This window comes from Sinorhizobium sp. 8-89, from assembly GCF_030124325.1.
In the GTDB taxonomy this organism is placed as follows: domain Bacteria; phylum Pseudomonadota; class Alphaproteobacteria; order Rhizobiales; family Rhizobiaceae; genus Sinorhizobium.
Map to the genome: position 1 here is coordinate 369978 of NZ_JASKLR010000001.1, position 17583 is coordinate 387560.

General features: G+C 61.0%; 17 protein-coding genes. 14 read left to right on the forward strand and 3 right to left on the reverse strand.

Features of this window, described 5'->3' with window-relative positions; all coding sequences use genetic code 11:
• Window positions 1–173: 173 nt before the first annotated feature.
• Window positions 174–1229: a polysaccharide deacetylase family protein gene (locus QN219_RS01765; protein WP_283997483.1), complete on the forward strand. Its 1056-nt coding sequence runs from the start codon at window positions 174–176 to the stop codon at window positions 1227–1229.
• Window positions 1230–1241: 12 nt separating this feature from the next.
• Here QN219_RS01765 and pdxH read toward each other — a convergent pair whose 3' ends face one another.
• Entirely contained in the window at window positions 1242–1862 is a 621-nt protein-coding gene (gene pdxH, locus QN219_RS01770) for a pyridoxamine 5'-phosphate oxidase (RefSeq protein WP_283997485.1), read from the reverse strand.
• Between the two features lie 141 nt (window positions 1863–2003).
• On the opposite strand from pdxH, the gene QN219_RS01775 reads away from it, so the two are divergent.
• The 4 genes from QN219_RS01775 to QN219_RS01790 all read left to right on the forward strand — a co-directional run bounded on the left by QN219_RS01775 (window position 2004) and on the right by QN219_RS01790 (window position 5387).
• The gene (locus tag QN219_RS01775; protein ID WP_283997486.1) at window positions 2004–2456 is read left to right on the forward strand and encodes an RT0821/Lpp0805 family surface protein; all 453 of its coding nucleotides are present in this window, start codon (window positions 2004–2006) and stop codon (window positions 2454–2456) included.
• Window positions 2457–2671: 215 nt separating this feature from the next.
• Window positions 2672–3730: a DnaJ C-terminal domain-containing protein gene (locus QN219_RS01780; protein ID WP_283997487.1), complete on the forward strand. Its 1059-nt coding sequence runs from the start codon at window positions 2672–2674 to the stop codon at window positions 3728–3730.
• A gap of 201 nt (window positions 3731–3931) precedes the next feature.
• Window positions 3932–4750, forward strand: coding sequence for an enoyl-ACP reductase FabI (gene fabI / locus QN219_RS01785; protein ID WP_283997488.1), 819 nt, complete (start codon window positions 3932–3934; stop codon window positions 4748–4750).
• Window positions 4751–4802: 52 nt separating this feature from the next.
• Window positions 4803–5387 (forward strand): histidine phosphatase family protein, encoded by a 585-nt coding sequence (locus QN219_RS01790; protein WP_283997490.1) that lies wholly within the window; start codon window positions 4803–4805, stop codon window positions 5385–5387.
• Window positions 5388–5522: 135 nt separating this feature from the next.
• On the opposite strand, the gene QN219_RS01795 is transcribed toward QN219_RS01790, so the two are convergent.
• The gene (locus QN219_RS01795) at window positions 5523–5783 is read right to left on the reverse strand and encodes a DUF1344 domain-containing protein (protein ID WP_173510621.1); all 261 of its coding nucleotides are present in this window, start codon (window positions 5781–5783) and stop codon (window positions 5523–5525) included.
• Between the two features lie 286 nt (window positions 5784–6069).
• On the opposite strand from QN219_RS01795, the gene QN219_RS01800 reads away from it, so the two are divergent.
• From QN219_RS01800 to ribB, 3 genes are all read left to right on the forward strand, one after another.
• Window positions 6070–8778 carry an EAL domain-containing protein gene (locus tag QN219_RS01800; protein ID WP_283997492.1) on the forward strand — a complete coding sequence of 903 codons (2709 nt, stop codon included), beginning with the start codon at window positions 6070–6072 and terminating at the stop codon, window positions 8776–8778.
• Between the two features lie 227 nt (window positions 8779–9005).
• Window positions 9006–10103: a chorismate synthase gene (aroC, locus tag QN219_RS01805; protein ID WP_283997495.1), complete on the forward strand. Its 1098-nt coding sequence runs from the start codon at window positions 9006–9008 to the stop codon at window positions 10101–10103.
• A gap of 18 nt (window positions 10104–10121) precedes the next feature.
• Window positions 10122–11222, forward strand: a complete 1101-nt coding sequence (gene ribB / locus QN219_RS01810) for a 3,4-dihydroxy-2-butanone-4-phosphate synthase (protein WP_283997497.1) — start codon at window positions 10122–10124, stop codon at window positions 11220–11222.
• A gap of 72 nt (window positions 11223–11294) precedes the next feature.
• Here ribB and QN219_RS01815 read toward each other — a convergent pair whose 3' ends face one another.
• Window positions 11295–11825 (reverse strand): invasion associated locus B family protein, encoded by a 531-nt coding sequence (locus QN219_RS01815; RefSeq protein ID WP_283998235.1) that lies wholly within the window; start codon window positions 11823–11825, stop codon window positions 11295–11297.
• Window positions 11826–12180: 355 nt separating this feature from the next.
• Here QN219_RS01815 and coxB point away from each other — a divergent pair, with 355 nt between their 5' ends.
• The 6 genes from coxB to QN219_RS01845 all read left to right on the forward strand — a co-directional run bounded on the left by coxB (window position 12181) and on the right by QN219_RS01845 (window position 17529).
• Window positions 12181–13065 carry a cytochrome c oxidase subunit II gene (gene coxB / locus QN219_RS01820; RefSeq protein ID WP_283997499.1) on the forward strand — a complete coding sequence of 295 codons (885 nt, stop codon included), beginning with the start codon at window positions 12181–12183 and terminating at the stop codon, window positions 13063–13065.
• A 20-nt stretch (window positions 13066–13085) separates the two neighbouring features.
• On the forward strand, window positions 13086–14774 hold the full coding sequence (ctaD, locus tag QN219_RS01825; RefSeq protein WP_173510616.1) for a cytochrome c oxidase subunit I: 1689 nt from the start codon (window positions 13086–13088) through the stop codon (window positions 14772–14774).
• Between the two features lie 98 nt (window positions 14775–14872).
• Window positions 14873–15829: a heme o synthase gene (locus QN219_RS01830; protein ID WP_283997501.1), complete on the forward strand. Its 957-nt coding sequence runs from the start codon at window positions 14873–14875 to the stop codon at window positions 15827–15829.
• Window positions 15829–15969 carry a hypothetical protein gene (locus tag QN219_RS01835; RefSeq protein ID WP_283997503.1) on the forward strand — a complete coding sequence of 47 codons (141 nt, stop codon included), beginning with the start codon at window positions 15829–15831 and terminating at the stop codon, window positions 15967–15969. The genes QN219_RS01830 and QN219_RS01835 overlap by 1 nt, the downstream gene beginning before the upstream one ends.
• An 11-nt stretch (window positions 15970–15980) precedes the next feature.
• A complete protein-coding gene (locus tag QN219_RS01840; RefSeq protein WP_283997505.1) occupies window positions 15981–16586 on the forward strand; it encodes a cytochrome c oxidase assembly protein in 606 nt (201 codons plus the stop codon).
• 64 nt (window positions 16587–16650) lie between these two features.
• Window positions 16651–17529 carry a cytochrome c oxidase subunit 3 gene (locus QN219_RS01845; protein ID WP_283997507.1) on the forward strand — a complete coding sequence of 293 codons (879 nt, stop codon included), beginning with the start codon at window positions 16651–16653 and terminating at the stop codon, window positions 17527–17529.
• Window positions 17530–17583 lie beyond the last annotated feature (54 nt).

Below are 17583 nucleotides of genomic sequence, written 5' to 3' on the forward strand. Positions count from 1 at the left end.
AATGTTGTTCCGCTTTGTGACAGGGTAGCGGCTTCGTTGCAACATCGAGGCCGATAATCGCTGTCCAAAACCGGAAATTGCTGGCCGTAAACTCGCGCGCAGGCTGACCGGATTCAGCAAGGTTTAACCGGCCGCCGCTAGTTTCCCGTCGCAGGGCAGGGTGACGAAACCGGATGAAGCAGGGCATCGCGCGGGTGGTCAGAAACCGAGTGAGGCGCGTCGCGATCGGCGGCGGGCTCGAGATCGCGCAACTCATCGCGCGCTCGGGATTGATGAACGGCGCGCGCGGATACGGCGCGATCTTCACCCTGCATCACGTTCGCCCCAGGCTTCAGCGAGCCTTCGATCCCAACGCCCACCTGGAAATTACGCCGACGTTTCTAGAGGAAGCGATCCTTGCGCTGAAGCGCGACGGTTATCGCTTCGTCGCGTTGGAAGATCTGCCGGGACACCTGGCTCTTCACGATGCGCAACCTGTCGCCTGCTTCACGCTTGATGACGGCTATCGCAACAATCTCGACCACGCGCTGCCGGTTTTCGAGCAGCACGGCGTGCCGTTCACCGTCTTCGTCACAGGCGGCTACGTCGATCGCACCCACACGCTCTGGTGGGAAACGCTTGCCGACATGCTTTCGGCCGTAAGCGACTTCCGCTTTGACTTCGGCTCCGGCATGGAGATCATGAAGGCCGCAAGCACTGCCGAAAAGCAGGTCGTCTTCGACCGCGTCGCCACCCATGTTCGAGGGCGCGACGAGGCAGATTCCATTGGCAAACTGAATGCGCTGGCGCGGATTCAGGGCATTGATCCGCTTGCGATTACCGCGCGCCTGACGCTCGATGCGACGGGGCTGCGTTCATTGCTCGAAAGCCCCCTTGCAAGCCTCGGCGCACATACGATCAGTCATCGTGCACTCGCGCGCCTGAGCGATGCCGAGGCGCAGCGGGAGATGTCGGAATCTGCCGCACGCGTCGAGGCCATCGCCGGCCGCTGGCCGGGAAGCTTTGCGTATCCCTATGGGGACGAACCCGCCGTTTCAGAGCGCGACCACCGCCTGGCCGAGCGGCTCGGCTTCACGGTGGCGGTGACGACACGACCCGCCATCCTTTCGGCCGACGCCGTTTCAAACCCTCAGGCCCTGCCGAGAATCTCGCTGAACGGCCATTTCCAGAACGCCCGCCACGTTTCGACGCTTGCTTCCGGCGTGCCGTTCCGGTTGATGGAGCGATAGCCTGCAGGCTGATCAGGGATACATGCGAACCTTTGCCCAGCCACCCTCCGGCTTCTGGCGACGGAACTCCAAGCGGTCATGCAGCCGGAACGGCCGGTCGTGCCAGAATTCGATCGAAGTGGGGAGAATGCGGAAACCGGACCAGTATTCCGGGCGGGGAATCTCGCCGATGGCGTGGCGCGCCGTGTATTCGGCGACCGCCTTTTCCAGAGCGAAGCGGCTTTCCAGCGGACGCGATTGCTTGGAGGCCCAGGCACCGATCCGGCTGCCGCGCGGGCGGCTCTTGAAATATTCGTCCGCTTCTTCATCGGAGACGACTTCGACCGGACCTCGGATTCGCACCTGCCGGCGTAGCGATTTCCAGTGGAAGCACATGGCGGCTTTTCGCGACGCGAGAATTTCACGGCCTTTCTGACTTTCGAAATTCGTGTAGAACACAAAACCGCGTTCATCGAATCCCTTGAGCAGCACCATGCGCACATTGGGCAATCCATCCGGATCGACGGTCGCAAGCGCCACGGCGTTCGGGTCGTTGATCTCGTTCTCTTCGGCGTCCTTCAACCATGTGCCGAAAAGGGAAAATGGCTCATTTGCTTCGGTGAAGTCACCGGTTATTAACTCATTCGCGGTCATAATGCCTTCCAATGCCGTGATATCTGGCGCGGGAACGCTTCGGGATGAGCCCGATCCGTGTTTCCGCATCGAAAAATGTCAGAGCCTGCCTGTGGACTTCCTCGGAAAACGTGCAGCTCTAGCGAGTCTGACAGGATTGCCGTGCAAGACATAGCAAAGTGGATCGATGGCAAGAAGGGTTTTTCCTTCGCATTGCTGCGCAGCGGAGTGTTCTGCCTGGCAATTCTCGCCCTGCCGGGGTGCATGGGCGCGGGTCTCGATCTTTTTGGCGGCCCTAGCGTCGACCGGGTGTCGACGGGAACCGTACCGGTCGCGAAGACCTCGGACGGCCTCTCCGACGCGGTCGCAGTGCGCAACGCCGTTTCCTCCGCCGATATCAGCCAGGGTGGCGACAACCCTATCCCGTGGGCAAACGCGAGGTCCGGCAGTGCAGGCGTCATCAGTGCCATCCAGGAAGACCGTGCAAGCGGCATGCTCTGCCGGCGCTTCACGACGACACGCCACTCCTATGAAGGCATAGCCAAATTCGACGGCAGCGCCTGCCAGCTGGGCAACGGCGAATGGTACCTGACGAGTTTCGGCCCGCAGGACTGAAAATCCTCGATTAACCACGTTGCTTCAAAGCCGCGGAAAAACAACTGCGACCAGTCCGCTCGCGCCAATCCTGCACCCGCCGACTAACCGATATTTAGCAACTTCTCCAGATCATCGCCGGGAGAAGAAAGCCGCAAGCCCGGCCTTCGCCCCGGGGACGAGCTACGAGGCGAACACCGGGAGAGGCTGCCGGTCGGAGAAGATGGTGACAAATCATGCGTGATCCCTATGCAATTCTCGGCGTGCGCCGCAATGCCGGGCAGGATGAGATCAAGGCCGCTTGGCGATCCGTAGCCAAGGCCGTCCATCCCGACCACAACCAGGACGATCCCCTGGCGACGCAGCACTTTGCCGAGGCGGGCAAGGCTTACGAGCTCCTGCGCGATCCGGTTCTGAGAAGCCGTTACGATCGCGTTCGCCGCGAGGCCGAGCTGCGCCGTATGGAAGCGATGAAGCAGAAGATGCGTGGACCGGAGTCTGCTGAGGAGCCAGTGGACGCGGAAACGGCGGAAGAAGCGATTTCGCGTATCTTCGGCGTTGAACCGCAGGCTGCCTCCGCTTCCTCGAAGCCGAAGCCGGCGTCCGCGCGCCCAGCCGAAAAGGGCGAACCGCCGGCGGATATCAGGCCGGAGGCGGCCGCTGAACCGAAGCGGGAGGAATTATCGAGGTTTGACCCGTTGGTCGTCCGGCGCTCCGCCGCACCTGCGGCGGACCTGGTTGCCGCGATCGTGCGGCGAATTCGTGGCCGCGTCGCAAAGACCGCCGAGAAGGTTCCGGACCTGGCGATCGACGTCAATGTCAGCATCGAGCAGATCATCAATCGCGCCCGGGTGTCGGTCGAGCTTCCGGATGGCGAGACCGCGAAGCTTTCCATTCCGTCGGGTGCGATCGACGGCCAGAGCATCCGGCTGAAGGAACAGGGTTACCGCGTGACGGGCATGGCGCGCGGCGATGTCGTGGCGACATTACGGGTCAACCAGGAAGGGGCGTTTCGAACGCAAGGTCTCAACCTCGTGACCACCTTGCCACTCGACCTTCAAGATGCCGTATTGGGCTGTGAAACTGCCATCGAAACGCCTAACGGGCCGGTGGCGGTCACCGTTCCCGCCTGGTCGGGGTCGGACAAGTTGATCCGGATTGCCGGCGCGGGTTTGCGCGGTGCGGATGGAGAGGCCGGAGATCTGCTTGTCGAACTGCGGCTGATGCTTCGCGAAAAGCCGGACGACAAGGTAACGGATTTGATGCGGTCGTTGCGCCACGGCCTTTATCTGTGACGGTTTTCTGACAAGCTGAACCAATATTACGGGGACTAACAGTTCCTGATCTGCACTGCGCTTGAACCGCTGTGACGGCTATGCCATAGGCAATGCTCGACAATTTGCCGCACCGCACAGGCGCTGGTGCGGCGTCGTTGAGATTCATGAACTCTCGCACCGGCGGCGGCCGGTGCAGGCAGACAGTATTGGGGACATTCCATGGCTCAGGCATCGGGTCTGATGAATGGCAAGCGCGGCGTCATCATGGGCGTCGCAAACAATCGCTCGATTGCATGGGGCATCGCGAAGGCTTGCTCGGAAGCGGGTGCTGAAATCGCACTGACCTGGCAGGGCGACGCGCTCAAGAAGCGTGTCGAACCTCTGGCACAGGAACTTGGTGCCTTCATGGCTGGCCACTGCGATGTGACCGACCTTGCAACGATCGATGCCGTTTTCTCGGCGCTCGAAGAGAAGTGGGGCAAGATCGACTTCGTCGTGCATGCCATCGCCTTCTCCGACAAGGATGAGCTGACGGGGCGGTACCTTGATACGAGCCGCGACAACTTCGCCCGTACGATGGATATTTCCGTCTACTCCTTCACGGCCGTCGCCGCACGCGCCGAGCGCATCATGAACGACGGCGGCTCGATGTTGACGCTCACCTATTACGGCGCCGAAAAGGTCATGCCGCATTACAATGTCATGGGCGTTGCCAAGGCAGCGCTCGAGGCGAGCGTGCGGTATCTTGCAGTGGATGTCGGCAATCGGGGGATACGCGTCAACGCGATCTCGGCCGGCCCGATCAAGACGCTTGCCGCCTCCGGCATCGGCGACTTCCGCTACATCCTCAAGTGGAACGAGTACAATGCGCCCCTGAAGCGCACGGTCTCGATAGAGGAAGTCGGCAATTCGGCCCTCTATCTGCTCTCCGATCTGTCGAGCGGCGTCACCGGCGAAGTGCACCACGTCGATTCCGGCTATCATACGGTCGGCATGAAGGCTGTCGATGCACCGGACATTTCCGTTCTCAAGGACTGATTTCCTTTGTTGATGTGACGGCGGTGGTGACAGCTCGCCCGGAGTGAACGCTGTGCTCATCTACATGGTTCGGCATGGGCAAACGGATTGGAATGCCGAAAGCCGCCTGCAGGGACAAAAGGACATTCCCCTCAACGAAACCGGTCGCCGGCAGGCGACCGAGAACGGCTTGGTTCTGAGGGAGATTCTCGGACCTGAAGCCAATGGTTTCGATTTCGTCGCCAGCCCGCTCGGCCGCACACGCGAGACCATGGAACGCCTCAGATACGCCATGGGGCTTGATCCGGCTTCCTATCGCATCGACGATAGGCTGAGGGAAGTCTCCTTCGGTGACTGGGAAGGCTACACCCTGCCCGAATTGAAGCGCCAGGTACCCCAGCGGATCGCTGAAAGGCGCGTCGCCAAATGGGATTTTATCCCGCCCGGCCAATATGCCGAAAGCTACGAGATCCTGTCATGGCGCGTGGGCGCCTGGTTGAACGACGTGACGCAGCCGACCGTCTGCGTCAGCCATGGTGGCGTCATTCGCGCGTTGTTCAAGCTTCTTGGGGAAATGAGTGCCGATGAAGCCGCAACTTCCGCCATTCCGCAGGACCGTCTGCTGAGGATAGCCGACGGGGCGATCGGCTGGGTCTAAACCAATTCCGGAAAAGGGGTGCAACGGTTTTTCCGCGCGGAATTGCCTTTCAAAAACTTGAATCGGCACCGCGCCTCAAAGGCGACGCCAGGCGTGCCTCCGAAAGGCCCGCGCTTGTGCGGGCCGGGTTGCGACTCACTGGACGATTTCCAGATCGTTGATGACGCGTTTGCCGTCAATCTCGGTGTAGAAGACGAGCACCTTTACGCCTGCCTCGAGACCTTCGAAGTTGAACTCCTCGGGCGCCTGGTAGCTCTTGCCATCATCCAGCGAGAGGCTAAGGCGATCGGTGTCAACACTGGTGATCACCGCCTCCACGTCGGCGCTTTCGGCATGCACGGAAAGCGGCGAAAGCAAGCCTGCAGTGGCCATGAGCGCGGCAATGACAAATCGCATTCTTCCTGCCCTCCTCAATGATTCCGCGAATATTTTTGTCATCACCATTTGATCCCCGATTGTGGCAAAAGTTGCCTTGTACCGTAGCTTTAGCGCGCATGTCGGCTGGTGGTGAACTGCGCGGCCGCCGAACGAAGAGTGGACGCCGGAGCGGACAATTTCAAGCCGGCGGAGCCGATTGGCCGCCCGGCCGACTGTCGTCTCGGCCACGTTTTCCAAGGAAATTTTTGCGAAAGCCAATCTTAAGATTCCAAGGCTACCGTGCACCGGGGATTGGGGAAAACAATTGAAGATTATCGTCGCTCTGCGCCGCCGCATCCGTGCGATTGCCAACTTTGCGAAGCCATCGCTCGTTCCGGCAGTGATCGCGGGTGCTGTCGTCTTCATCGGCGGCAATATCTATGAGCGGCAGAACCGCGAGAACTTTCGCGAAGACCTGAAGATCGACGTCGAAAACGAATTGAATCTGATCGCCGGCCGTTTCCGCGCGGAGTTCAGCGCCAATATCGCCGCGCTCAATGGGCTGGCCAACGGGCTCGCCGTCCAGCCGGAGACGACGTCGAGCGATTTCAGCAAACTGGCGGCGAAGCTGCTCTTGCAAAACCCGCAGCTGGTTCGCGTTTCCGCGGCGCCGGCGGGCGTCGTCACAATGACCTTTTCGCAGGATCGCCAACAATCGTTCGTCGGCACGGATCTTGGCCGATTCCGAGCGATGCGCGTGGCACTCGATCGTGCGTCCTCGACTGCAAAACCCGTGGTCGTCGGACCGGTCAGGCTGCCGAACGGTCGAACCGGCTTCGATGTCTTCGTGCCCGTCTTCTCGAACATCGGCGGACGAGCCTCGTTCTGGGGCTTCGTCGAGGCTGTCCTCGACGAAGAGGCGCTTTATCGATCGGCGCGCCTGCATGAGGAAGGCGCGGAAATGCCGGAGGCAGTCGGCGACCATAAGCGCGTTCCTGTTGATCTTGCCATTCGCGATATCTCGGTCAGCGACAATGTGATGGAACCGTTCCTCGACGAAACCGGGGTTTTCCTGAGGTCTCCGGTCGTCCGCGAGCTGCACCTGCCCGGCGGCGTGTGGGAGCTGGCCGCGGCTCCCGCGACCGGCTGGGCCCAGGAACCGGAGAACAGCGGCGAAATCAGGCTTGCGACGATTGCCGCGGTCATGGTCGTCGTTGTGCCCATTCTTGTCACCGGCGGCCTCGTCAACGAGCGTCAGCGCAACATAGCCAAGCTGAAGGCGCGCGAAAGCGAAGTGATGGCCCTGTCGCATCGTCTCAACCTGGCCTTGGATGCGTCGAAGATCGGGATCTGGGAAATCGACATTGCCACGCAGGAACGAACCTGGGACGACCGGATGTTCCACCTGCATGGACTGACCGGTGGCGATCCCACTCATGAGAAATGGCGTGCGACCGTGCATCCTGACGACATCGCCGCCGTCTCCGCCGCCTTGTTCCGCAGCCTGGACGAAGGGCTTGAATATCGCTCGCAATACCGAGTCGTGATGACGGATGGCTCCATCCGCCACCTCCGCCATGTGGGCTCGGGCCATGAGGGGGCTGATGGCCGGGCGAAAATCACCGGTATTAGCTGGGACGTCACCGACGATGTGCTGATGACCGAGCAGCTTAGGGCGGCCAAGACGGTGGCCGATATGAAGAATGCCGAACTCGCCCACGCGAAGGACCGCATCGAGCACAATGCCCTGCATGATCCGCTGACGGGGCTCGGCAATCGGCGAATGCTCGACGAGACGCTGGAGCAACTCTTCGCGGCAAGCGTCGAAAAGTCCGAACGCGTCGCCATCCTCCATATCGATCTCGACCGTTTCAAGCAGATCAACGACACGCTTGGCCACGCGGCGGGCGACGCCATGCTTGTTCATGCCTCCGAGATCCTGCGCTTGAACATCTCGGCAGGTGACATCGTGGCGCGCATCGGCGGAGACGAATTCGTCGTGGTGATTTCCGAAGCGCCGGACGATGCCGCGCTGGCCGCGCTATGCGACGGCATCATTGCCCAGATGCGCCAACCGGTCGATTACGACGGTTTCCCCTGTCGCTTCGGCGTCAGCATCGGCGTTGCCGTGGCGCGTCGCTCCACGGCCGATGCGCGCAAGTTGCTCGTGAACGCCGACATCGCCCTTTACCGAGCCAAGGAAAGCGGTCGCAACCGCTACCAGTTCTTTACGCAGGCGCTGCAGGCCGAAGTGGTGACCAACAAGCGGACCGCCGACGAAATACTGGAAGGGATCGAACGCGACGAGTTCGTGCCATGGTACCAGCCGCAGTTCGACGCCGCGACGCTCGCGCTATCCGGCGTCGAGGCGCTGATCCGTTGGGAGCATCCGCGCGAGGGGATCCTGACGCCGGACCGGTTCCTGAGGATCGCCGAAGAGCTGAACGTGACCGCCACGCTCGATCGTCTGGTCCTACAAAAAGCCCTTGCCAACCGGATGCGCTGGGCCGCGGCCGGTCTCCGGGTGCCGAAGATTTCCGTCAACGTCTCGGCCAAGCGCCTGCAGGAAAAGGATCTGCTCGCTTCGCTCGAGGGGCTAAGCATCACGCCCGGCCAGATCTCGTTCGAACTGGTGGAGTCGATCTTCCTGGACGAAAGCGACGACATCGTCACGGCCAATATCGAGGGGATCAAGAAACTCGGTATCGATATCGAGATCGACGATTTCGGCACTGGCCACACCTCGATCGTTAGTCTGCTGAAAATCAAGCCGAAGCGGCTGAAGATCGATCGCCAGCTGGTCGCCCCTGTGCTTGGCGCCCGAACCGAGCAGGCACTCGTGCGCTCGATCATCGACATCGGCCGCTCTCTTGGCATCGAGACCGTCGCCGAAGGCGTGGAAACCATGGCGCATGCGGAAATGCTCGGCATTCTCGGTTGCGACCTTCTGCAGGGTTACGCCTTTTCGAAGCCGTTGAGCAGCGAAAGCTTCGTCGCCTTCGCGATGGAGCGCGGGTCCCGCCTCGCTTCGTGATCGTACAGCGACAAAAAGCACGCCTGCGCTGTAGTGGAAGTCCTTTCCCTTCGGCGGCCTTCCGCTAGCGCCATGGCCCTTTTTCAGACGCACAAAAGATCGCTGTAGCACTTTGATTTGCTGCATGTTCTTATTCTTAAATCGGTTCCGATTTAACGAAACATGCAGTAAGAGAGGGCGCGCGCGTCTGTTTTCCCGCGTGTGGTTGTCAGCATTCGGTTCTCGTCATGTCGCACAATAGCTTCGGTCACCTCTTCCGCGTCACCACCTGGGGCGAAAGCCACGGGCCGGCGCTCGGCTGCGTCGTCGACGGATGCCCGCCCGGCATTCGCTTCACCCTAGACGAAATCCAGGCTTGGCTCGACAAGCGCAAGCCCGGGCAATCCCGGTTCGTGACCCAGCGCCGCGAGGACGACCTAGTGAAGATTCTGTCCGGGGTGATGTTGGACGGGGACGGCGAGACGATGATCTCGACCGGCACGCCGATTTCGATGATGATCGAGAACACCGACCAGCGTTCCAAGGACTATTCCGATATCGCCAAGCGTTACCGTCCGGGCCACGCCGATTATACATATGACGTCAAATACGGTATTCGCGACTATCGCGGCGGCGGTCGCTCTTCCGCGCGCGAAACGGCGGCTCGCGTTGCGGCCGGCGGCATCGCCCGCAAAGTGGTGCCCGGCCTGGTCGTGCGCGGGGCGCTCGTCCAGATCGGCAAGCACAGGATTAATCGGGCCAACTGGGACTGGGCCGAGGTGAACAACAACCCGTTCTTCGCCCCGGACCCGGCGATCGTTCCCGTCTGGGAAGAATATCTCGACGGCATCCGCAAGGCCGGTTCGTCGATCGGCGCGGTCGTCGAAGTGGTTGCCGAGGGCGTGCCTGCGGGTATCGGCGCACCGATCTACGGCAAGCTCGATCAGGACATCGCCTCGAACCTGATGTCGATCAACGCGGTCAAGGGCGTGGAGATCGGTAACGGTTTCGGCGCGGCGGAGATCAGCGGCGAGGAGAACGCCGACGAGATGCGCATCGGACCCGGCGGCGAGCCGGTTTTCCTGTCCAACAATGCCGGCGGCATCCTGGGAGGCATCGCAACGGGTCAGCCGATCGTTGCACGCTTCGCGATCAAGCCGACGTCATCGATCCTGACCGAACGTCGCTCGATTGATAGCGACGGCAATGAAGTGGATGTCCGCACCAAGGGCCGCCACGATCCTTGCGTCGGCATCCGCGCCGTGCCGATCGGTGAGGCAATGCTCGCCTGCACGATTGCCGACCATTATCTGCGCGATCGGGGTCAGACCGGACGGCTGAAGTAGTTTGCGGGGAGTATCTTGATGTCCTATGACCAGAAGCGCGTCGTTGACGCCATTCGCGCCTTCGAGGCCGGCGAGATCGTCGTCGTCACCGATGACGGCGGCCGTGAGAACGAGGGCGACCTGATCGTCGCAGCCGTGCATTGCACGCCCGAGAAGATGGCCTTCATCGTCCGCCATACCTCCGGTATCGTCTGTGCGCCGATGCCGCGCGAGGAGGCAAAGCGCCTCAATCTGAATGCGATGGTGGCGGAGAACGACTCCGCCCATACGACCGCGTTCACCGTTTCGGTGGATTTCAGGCACGGAACCACCACCGGCATCTCGGCCGATGACCGGACGCTGACCGTGCGGAATCTGGCCAATCCGAATATCGGACCAGCAGATTTCGTTCGTCCGGGCCATATCTTTCCGCTGGTGGCCCGCGAGGGCGGCGTGCTGATGCGTTCAGGTCACACGGAGGCGGCCGTGGACCTCTGCAAGCTCGCGAGCCTCCCCCCGGTCGGCGTCATCTGCGAGCTCGTCAATGACGACGGCACCGTGATGCGCGGCCCGCAGGTCGAAAGCTTCGCCGAAACACATGGTCTCAAGCAGGTGTCGGTCGCGGATCTGATCGCCTACCGCCAGCGCAAGGAGACGCTGATCGAGCAGGGCAATTGCTTCGAGATCGACACGCCTTACGGCAAGGCGAAGGGCCACACATATTCGCTGCCCTGGGATCCGATGCAGCACCTCGCCGTTGTCTTCGGCGACATTCGCGACGGCGTCGACATCCCCGTTCGTTTGCATCTCGAGAATGTGGGTGCGGATGTTTTCGGCAGGGACCGTCAGGTCGATGCGATCATGAAGCGCATCGCCGGGGAGGGCAGGGGCGTCATCGTCTATCTGCGTGAAGGTTCCGTCGGCGTCGGCATTTCGCAAACGGCGCGGAAGGGCAAGCACGATCGCGAGGATCACTCGGAAGCCCAGGCGCGCGAAAGCGAATGGCTGGAAATCGGTCTCGGCGCACAGATCCTCAAGGATCTCGGCATTACCTCGATCCGTCTCATCTCCTCGCGCGAGCGCCATTATGTCGGCCTTGAAGGTTTCGGCATCAAGATTGCCGCAACCGATATTCTGTAACGAACAGTCGTTATACCGCCGCAAAAAAGCCGCGCTCGAAGCGCGGCTTTTTAGTCTTCGATGCCGCCCCGATCAGGGCAGGGCGTCGTAACCCTCGCCAAAACCCTTGAGGTCGACCGGGATCCCGATACCTTCCTCCGGCGACTGGAAAACGATGAAGGTTGCAGTCGCGCCGGCGCGGAAGGTCTTCAGGAGTTCGTCCTCGAGCACCACTTCAGCGTAGCAGCCGTCGGAGAAGCAGCGCACGAAATAGGCGCGACCGATATCCTTGCCATCGACATTGAGACCAAGACCGTTCGGTAGAAGCACGCCGAGCGGCGCGAGAACGCGAAGGATCTTCGCCTTGCGGTCGGCGGTTTTCAGAACGACAACTGAAAGGCCGACTTCCGGCCTGTCCTCGGCGATAACGTTCTGCATAAGCGCGCATTGCTCAGCAGAGGCTCCAGCCGGCTGATCGCAGACGATCGACCAGGCGCCGTGGTTTGACTTCACTGTTCCAGGCGTTCCGCCGGATTGCTGGGCCAGGCTTACGGTAGGGAACATGAAGGTGGCAATTCCGAGCGCGGCCAGAACCGGCAGCCGGGAGAAGAGGGACAGGCCCATGTAAACCTCAAAACGTCGAATCATCAGGGCTATTCTTGATGCGCGCGAAGATAAATGAAAAGCCCTGCTGGCTACATTCCAGCGCCGTATGGCGGAAATGGGGCCTCCGCCCGGGGGAAGCTCCGGATCGCACGTCGGCGGACTGGCGGTTCCACGAGCCGCGACAGGCCTAACCCAATTTGGCAGCGGGCGCGAGGGGCGCCCATGTGAAAAGCTGCCTTTGTGCAAAAATGCCGCACGGGGTTGGTTGGACAGATGTTGCGGCGCTGGTCAAACTGTGGTTTGAAGCGCTGCAGTATCGCAGGGATTCTGCGTTTCGGTTTGATCCTGATCAAGCGCATTGGGGAGACACATTGTGAAAAACAAGGCTTATGCAGTTCTGGCAGCGCTTGCCTGTCTGCTTTTTGCTTCGAGCGCCTTTGCTGACAAGCCTGTCGAATGGCAGACGAGTCTTCAGACGGCCGCGACCGGCATCATGGAAGAAATAACGTGGTTTGAACGTTACACACTGTGGTTCATCATCCCGATCACGCTCTTCGTTCTCCTCCTGCTGATTGTCGTTGTGGTCAAATTCCGCGAAGGCGCCAATCCGGTTCCTTCCAGGACCAGCCACAACACCGCGATCGAAGTTCTCTGGACCGTCGGTCCGGTTATCGTTCTGCTTTTCCTCGCTATTCCGTCCTTCCAGCTTCTGACCGCGCAGCTGACGCCGCCGCAGAACCCGGATCTGACGGTCAAGGCGACCGGCAACCAGTGGTATTGGTCGTACGAATATGAGGTCGGTGAAAATCCGCTTTCCTTCGACAGTCTGCTGATGAAGGAAGAGGATCGCGCGAGCCTCGGCAAGGAAGACAAGGCCCAGTATCCGCGCCTTCTCGCCGTCGACAACGAAGTGGTCGTGCCCGTCGGCAAGACAGTCCGCATGCTCGTGACGGCTGCCGACGTTATCCATGCCTTTGCCATGCCGGCTTTCGGTGTGAAGATCGACGCCGTCCCTGGTCGCCTCAACGAAACCTGGTTCAAGGCTGACCGCGAAGGCCTTTATTATGGTCAGTGTTCCGAGCTCTGCGGCAAGGATCACGCCTACATGCCGATCGCCATTCGCGTTGTCGCGCAGGATAAATACGACGCCTGGCTCGCTGCCGCTGCAAGCAATCTCGGCGAAGCGAACAAGGCGCTCATGGCGTCCATCGACGGCACGGCCAAGACCGTTGACGTCGCCGCAAACGCCGCACAGTAATCGGAAGGGGAGCTTGACCCATGGCTGGAACAGCCGTTCATCACGATCACCGGCATGATCATTCCGATCATGCACATGCAGACCATGCGCATAAGCCTCTGAGCTTCTTCCAGCGCTGGTTCCTGTCGACCAACCACAAGGACATCGGTACGCTCTACCTGCTGTTCGCGATCGTCGCCGGCATTATCGGCGGCACGTTGTCGATCTTCATGCGCGCCGAGCTGCAGGAGCCGGGCATCCAGATTTTCCACGGCCTGGCCCAGATGGTCTACGGCTTCGAGGGCGATGCTGCCATTGACGGCGGCAAGCACATGTTCAACGTGTTCACGACCGCGCATGCGCTGATCATGATCTTCTTCATGGTCATGCCGGCGCTGATCGGCGGCTTCGCCAACTGGATGGTGCCGATCATGATCGGCGCGCCGGATATGGCCTTCCCGCGCATGAATAACATCTCGTTCTGGCTGATCGTGCCGGCGTTCCTGCTCGTCCTGCTTTCGATGTTCGTGGAGGGGCCGGCCGGTGCCTACGGTGCCGGCGGTGGCTGGACGATCTATCCGCCGTTCTCGACCTCCGGCATGCCTGGGCCAGCGATGGACCTCGCGATCCTCGGCCTCCATATCGCCGGCGCGTCGTCGATCCTCGGTGCGATCAACTTCATCACCACCATCCTTAACATGCGCGCTCCGGGCATGACGCTGCACAAGATGCCGCTCTTCGCCTGGTCGGTCCTGATCACCGCCTTCCTGCTCCTGCTCTCGCTGCCGGTTCTGGCAGGTGGCATCACCATGCTGCTCACCGACCGTAACTTCGGCACGGCATTCTTCGCGCCGGAAGGCGGCGGTGACCCGATCCTGTTCCAGCACCTGTTCTGGTTCTTCGGTCATCCGGAAGTGTACATCCTGATTCTGCCGGGCTTCGGCATCGTCAGCCACATCGTCTCGACCTTCTCGCGCAAGCCGATCTTCGGCTATCTCGGCATGGCCTACGCCATGGTCGCGATCGGCGCCGTCGGCTTCATCGTGTGGGCGCACCACATGTATACGGTCGGCATGTCGCTCGACACCCAGCGTTACTTCGTCTTCGCGACGATGGTCATCGCGGTCCCGACGGGCGTGAAGATCTTCTCCTGGATCGCGACGATGTGGGGCGGTTCGATCCGCTTCACGACGCCGATGGTCTGGGCGATCGGCTTCATCTTTCTCTTTACCGTCGGCGGCGTCACGGGCGTTCAGCTCGCCAATGCCGGTCTCGATCGTGCGCTGCATGACACCTACTACGTGGTCGCTCACTTCCACTACGTTCTGTCGCTCGGCGCCGTATTCGCGATCTTCGCTGCCTGGTACTATTGGTTCCCGAAGATGACCGGCTACATGTACTCGGAGTTCGTCGGCAAGCTGCATTTCTGGGTCATGTTCATTGGCGTGAACCTGGTCTTCTTCCCGCAGCACTTCCTCGGTCTCGCAGGCATGCCGCGCCGCTACATCGACTATCCGGATGCTTACGCCGGCTGGAACATGGTGTCGTCCTACGGCTCCTACATCGCTGCCGTCGGCGTGCTCATCTTCCTCTTCGGAGTCTTCGAAGCCTTCGCGCGCAAGCGCGTTGCCGGCGACAATCCGTGGGGCGAGGGCGCGAACACGCTCGAATGGCAGCTCTCGTCGCCGCCGCCGTTCCACCAGTGGGAACAACTCCCGCGGATCAAGTGACGGGGAACGAACAGAAGCCGCCGGTTCCGGCGGCTTCACACCGCCGGCCCGCCGGCAGAATGCGGCTGTCGCCGCCGCAGCAGTTTCAAGGACGAGACATGACGCTCATGGACAATCACGAAGCAGTCGGCATGGAAGGCGCACCGCGCCTGTCCGAGGCCTCTGCGCGCGATTATTTCGAGCTTCTGAAACCGCGCGTCATGTCTCTCGTCGTCTTTACAGCCTTTGCCGGGCTCGTCCTTGCGCCAGGACAAATTAATCCGTTCATCGGCTTCATCGCCATCCTGTGCATCGCCGTCGGCGCCGGCGCCTCCGGTGCGCTGAACATGTGGTACGACGCCGATATCGATGCCGTCATGAGCCGCACGGCCAAGCGTCCCATTCCCGCCGGCAAGATCCTGCCTGAGGAGGCGCTCGCCTTCGGCCTGACGCTATCAGCATTTTCCGTGATCATCCTCGGGCTCGCCGTCAATTGGCTCGCAGCCGGGTTGCTCGCCTTTACGATTTTCTTCTATGCCGTCATCTACACAATGTGGCTGAAGCGCTCGACGCCGCAGAACATCGTTATCGGCGGTGCTGCCGGAGCCTTCCCGCCGATGATCGGCTGGGCCTGCGTGACGGGCGGCGTATCGATCGAAAGCATCGTGCTTTTCCTCATCACCTTTCTCTGGACGCCGGCCCATTTCTGGGCGCTGGCCTTGTTCAAGATGCGTGACTACGGTGCTGTCGGCGTGCCGATGATGCCCAACGTCTGTGGTGAGGCGACGACGAAGAAGCAGATCGTCATCTACGCCGTCTTGACCGCTCTTATCGGTATCTGTCCCACCTTCCTCGACTTTGCGAGCCTTGGCTATGGGGCGTTCGCCACTGTCATGGGCCTGGGGTTCGTCTGGTACTCAATCGCCGTCCTGCGCATGCCCGAAGGAGATGAGAGAATGGTCCCGGCCAAGAAACTCTTCGCCTTTTCGATTGCCTATCTCTTTGCGATCTTCTCGGCCCTGGTGGTCGATCACATGATCGCCCAGATCTGGCTCAACGCCGGAGGTATCGCCTGATGGAAACCGTCAAACTCAGCGAAGCGCAGCGCAAGTCGCGGCGCGGCCGCAACATCGCTCTTGGTCTGGTGCTCGCCTCTCTCGTCGCGCTTTTCTACGTCGTTACGCTGATCAAGTTCGGCAACGGCATGGTTCATTAAGAAGGCCGCGCATGACCAACGCCCCGCAACCGACCCGGAAAGAGCGCGCAAACGGCGTGATCGTCGGCACATGCATCGCCTTCGTGGCGGGCATGGTGGGCATGGCCTATGCCGCGGTGCCGCTCTACGACATGTTCTGCCGGGTGACGGGCTATAACGGCACGACGCAGCGGGTCGAGCAGGCTTCGGACGTCATCCTCGACGAGAAGGTCAAGGTTACTTTCGACGCCAACACGTCGTCGGGCCTGCCCTGGGAATTCAAGCCCGTCCAGCGCGACATCGACGTCAGGATCGGGGAGACCGTGCAGGTCACCTATCGGGCGAAAAATCTATCGTCCAAGCCGACGACCGGTCAGGCGACCTTCAACGTGACGCCGATGGCGGCCGGCGCCTATTTCAACAAGGTGCAATGCTTCTGCTTCACCGAAACGACCCTGCAACCCGGTGAAGAGATGGAGATGCCAGTCGTCTTCTTCGTGGACCCGGAGATCGTCAAGGCGGTTGAGACCAAGGGCATCAAGACACTTACGCTGTCCTACGCCTTCTACCCGCGCGAACCGTCAAAGCCGCTTGCCGGAGTGAAGGCTAAGACAGGTGCAGCTGAGAACAAACTTTGACAGAGGGCCTGTTTCGGCTATGCCGGGCGGGCGACAAGAGAAAGACCTATCGGGGATTACTGACATGGCCGATGCGCATCAGAAGAATCACGACTATCACATCATCGACCCGAGCCCGTGGCCGCTGCTCGCCTCCATCGGCGCCTTCGTCATGGCTGTCGGCGGCGTAGGCTTCATGCGCTACGCCTCCGGTGGCTCGTTCAAGCTGTTCGGTGCGGAACTTGCCAATCCCTGGGTCTTCTTCATCGGCCTGGCGCTCGTGCTCTATACCATGTTCGGCTGGTGGTCGGACACGATCAAGGAAGCAAATGAAGGACATCATACCCGCGTCGTGTCGTTGCACCTGCGCTACGGTATGATCATGTTCATCGCTTCGGAGGTGATGTTCTTCGTGGCCTGGTTCTGGGCCTTCTTCGATGCGAGCCTCTTTGCAGGCGAAGCGATCCAGGCGGCGCGCACGACCTACACCGGCGGCGTCTGGCCGCCGAAGGGCATCGAGGTCCTCGATCCGTGGCACCTGCCGCTCTACAACACCGTCATCCTGCTTTTGTCCGGCACGACCGTGACCTGGGCACACCATGCGCTGCTTCACAATGACCGCAAGGGTCTGGTCTACGGCCTGACGCTGACGGTTCTGCTCGGCGTCCTGTTCTCCTTCGTCCAGGGCTATGAATATGCGCATGCGCCGTTCGCCTTCCGGGACTCCATCTACGGCGCAACCTTCTTCATGGCCACCGGCTTCCACGGTTTCCACGTGCTCGTCGGAACGATCTTCCTGCTGGTCTGCCTGTTGCGGGCAATGCGTGGCGACTTCACTCCGAAGCAGCATTTTGGCTTCGAAGCGGCCGCCTGGTACTGGCACTTCGTTGACGTAGTCTGGCTGTTCCTCTTCTTCTCCATCTACATCTGGGGCAGCTGGGGTGCGCCGGTCGCCCACGGCTAAGGGGCCGGCGAAGGTGCATTGAGTTCGGGGGCGGCCTGCGGAAAATGCGGCCGC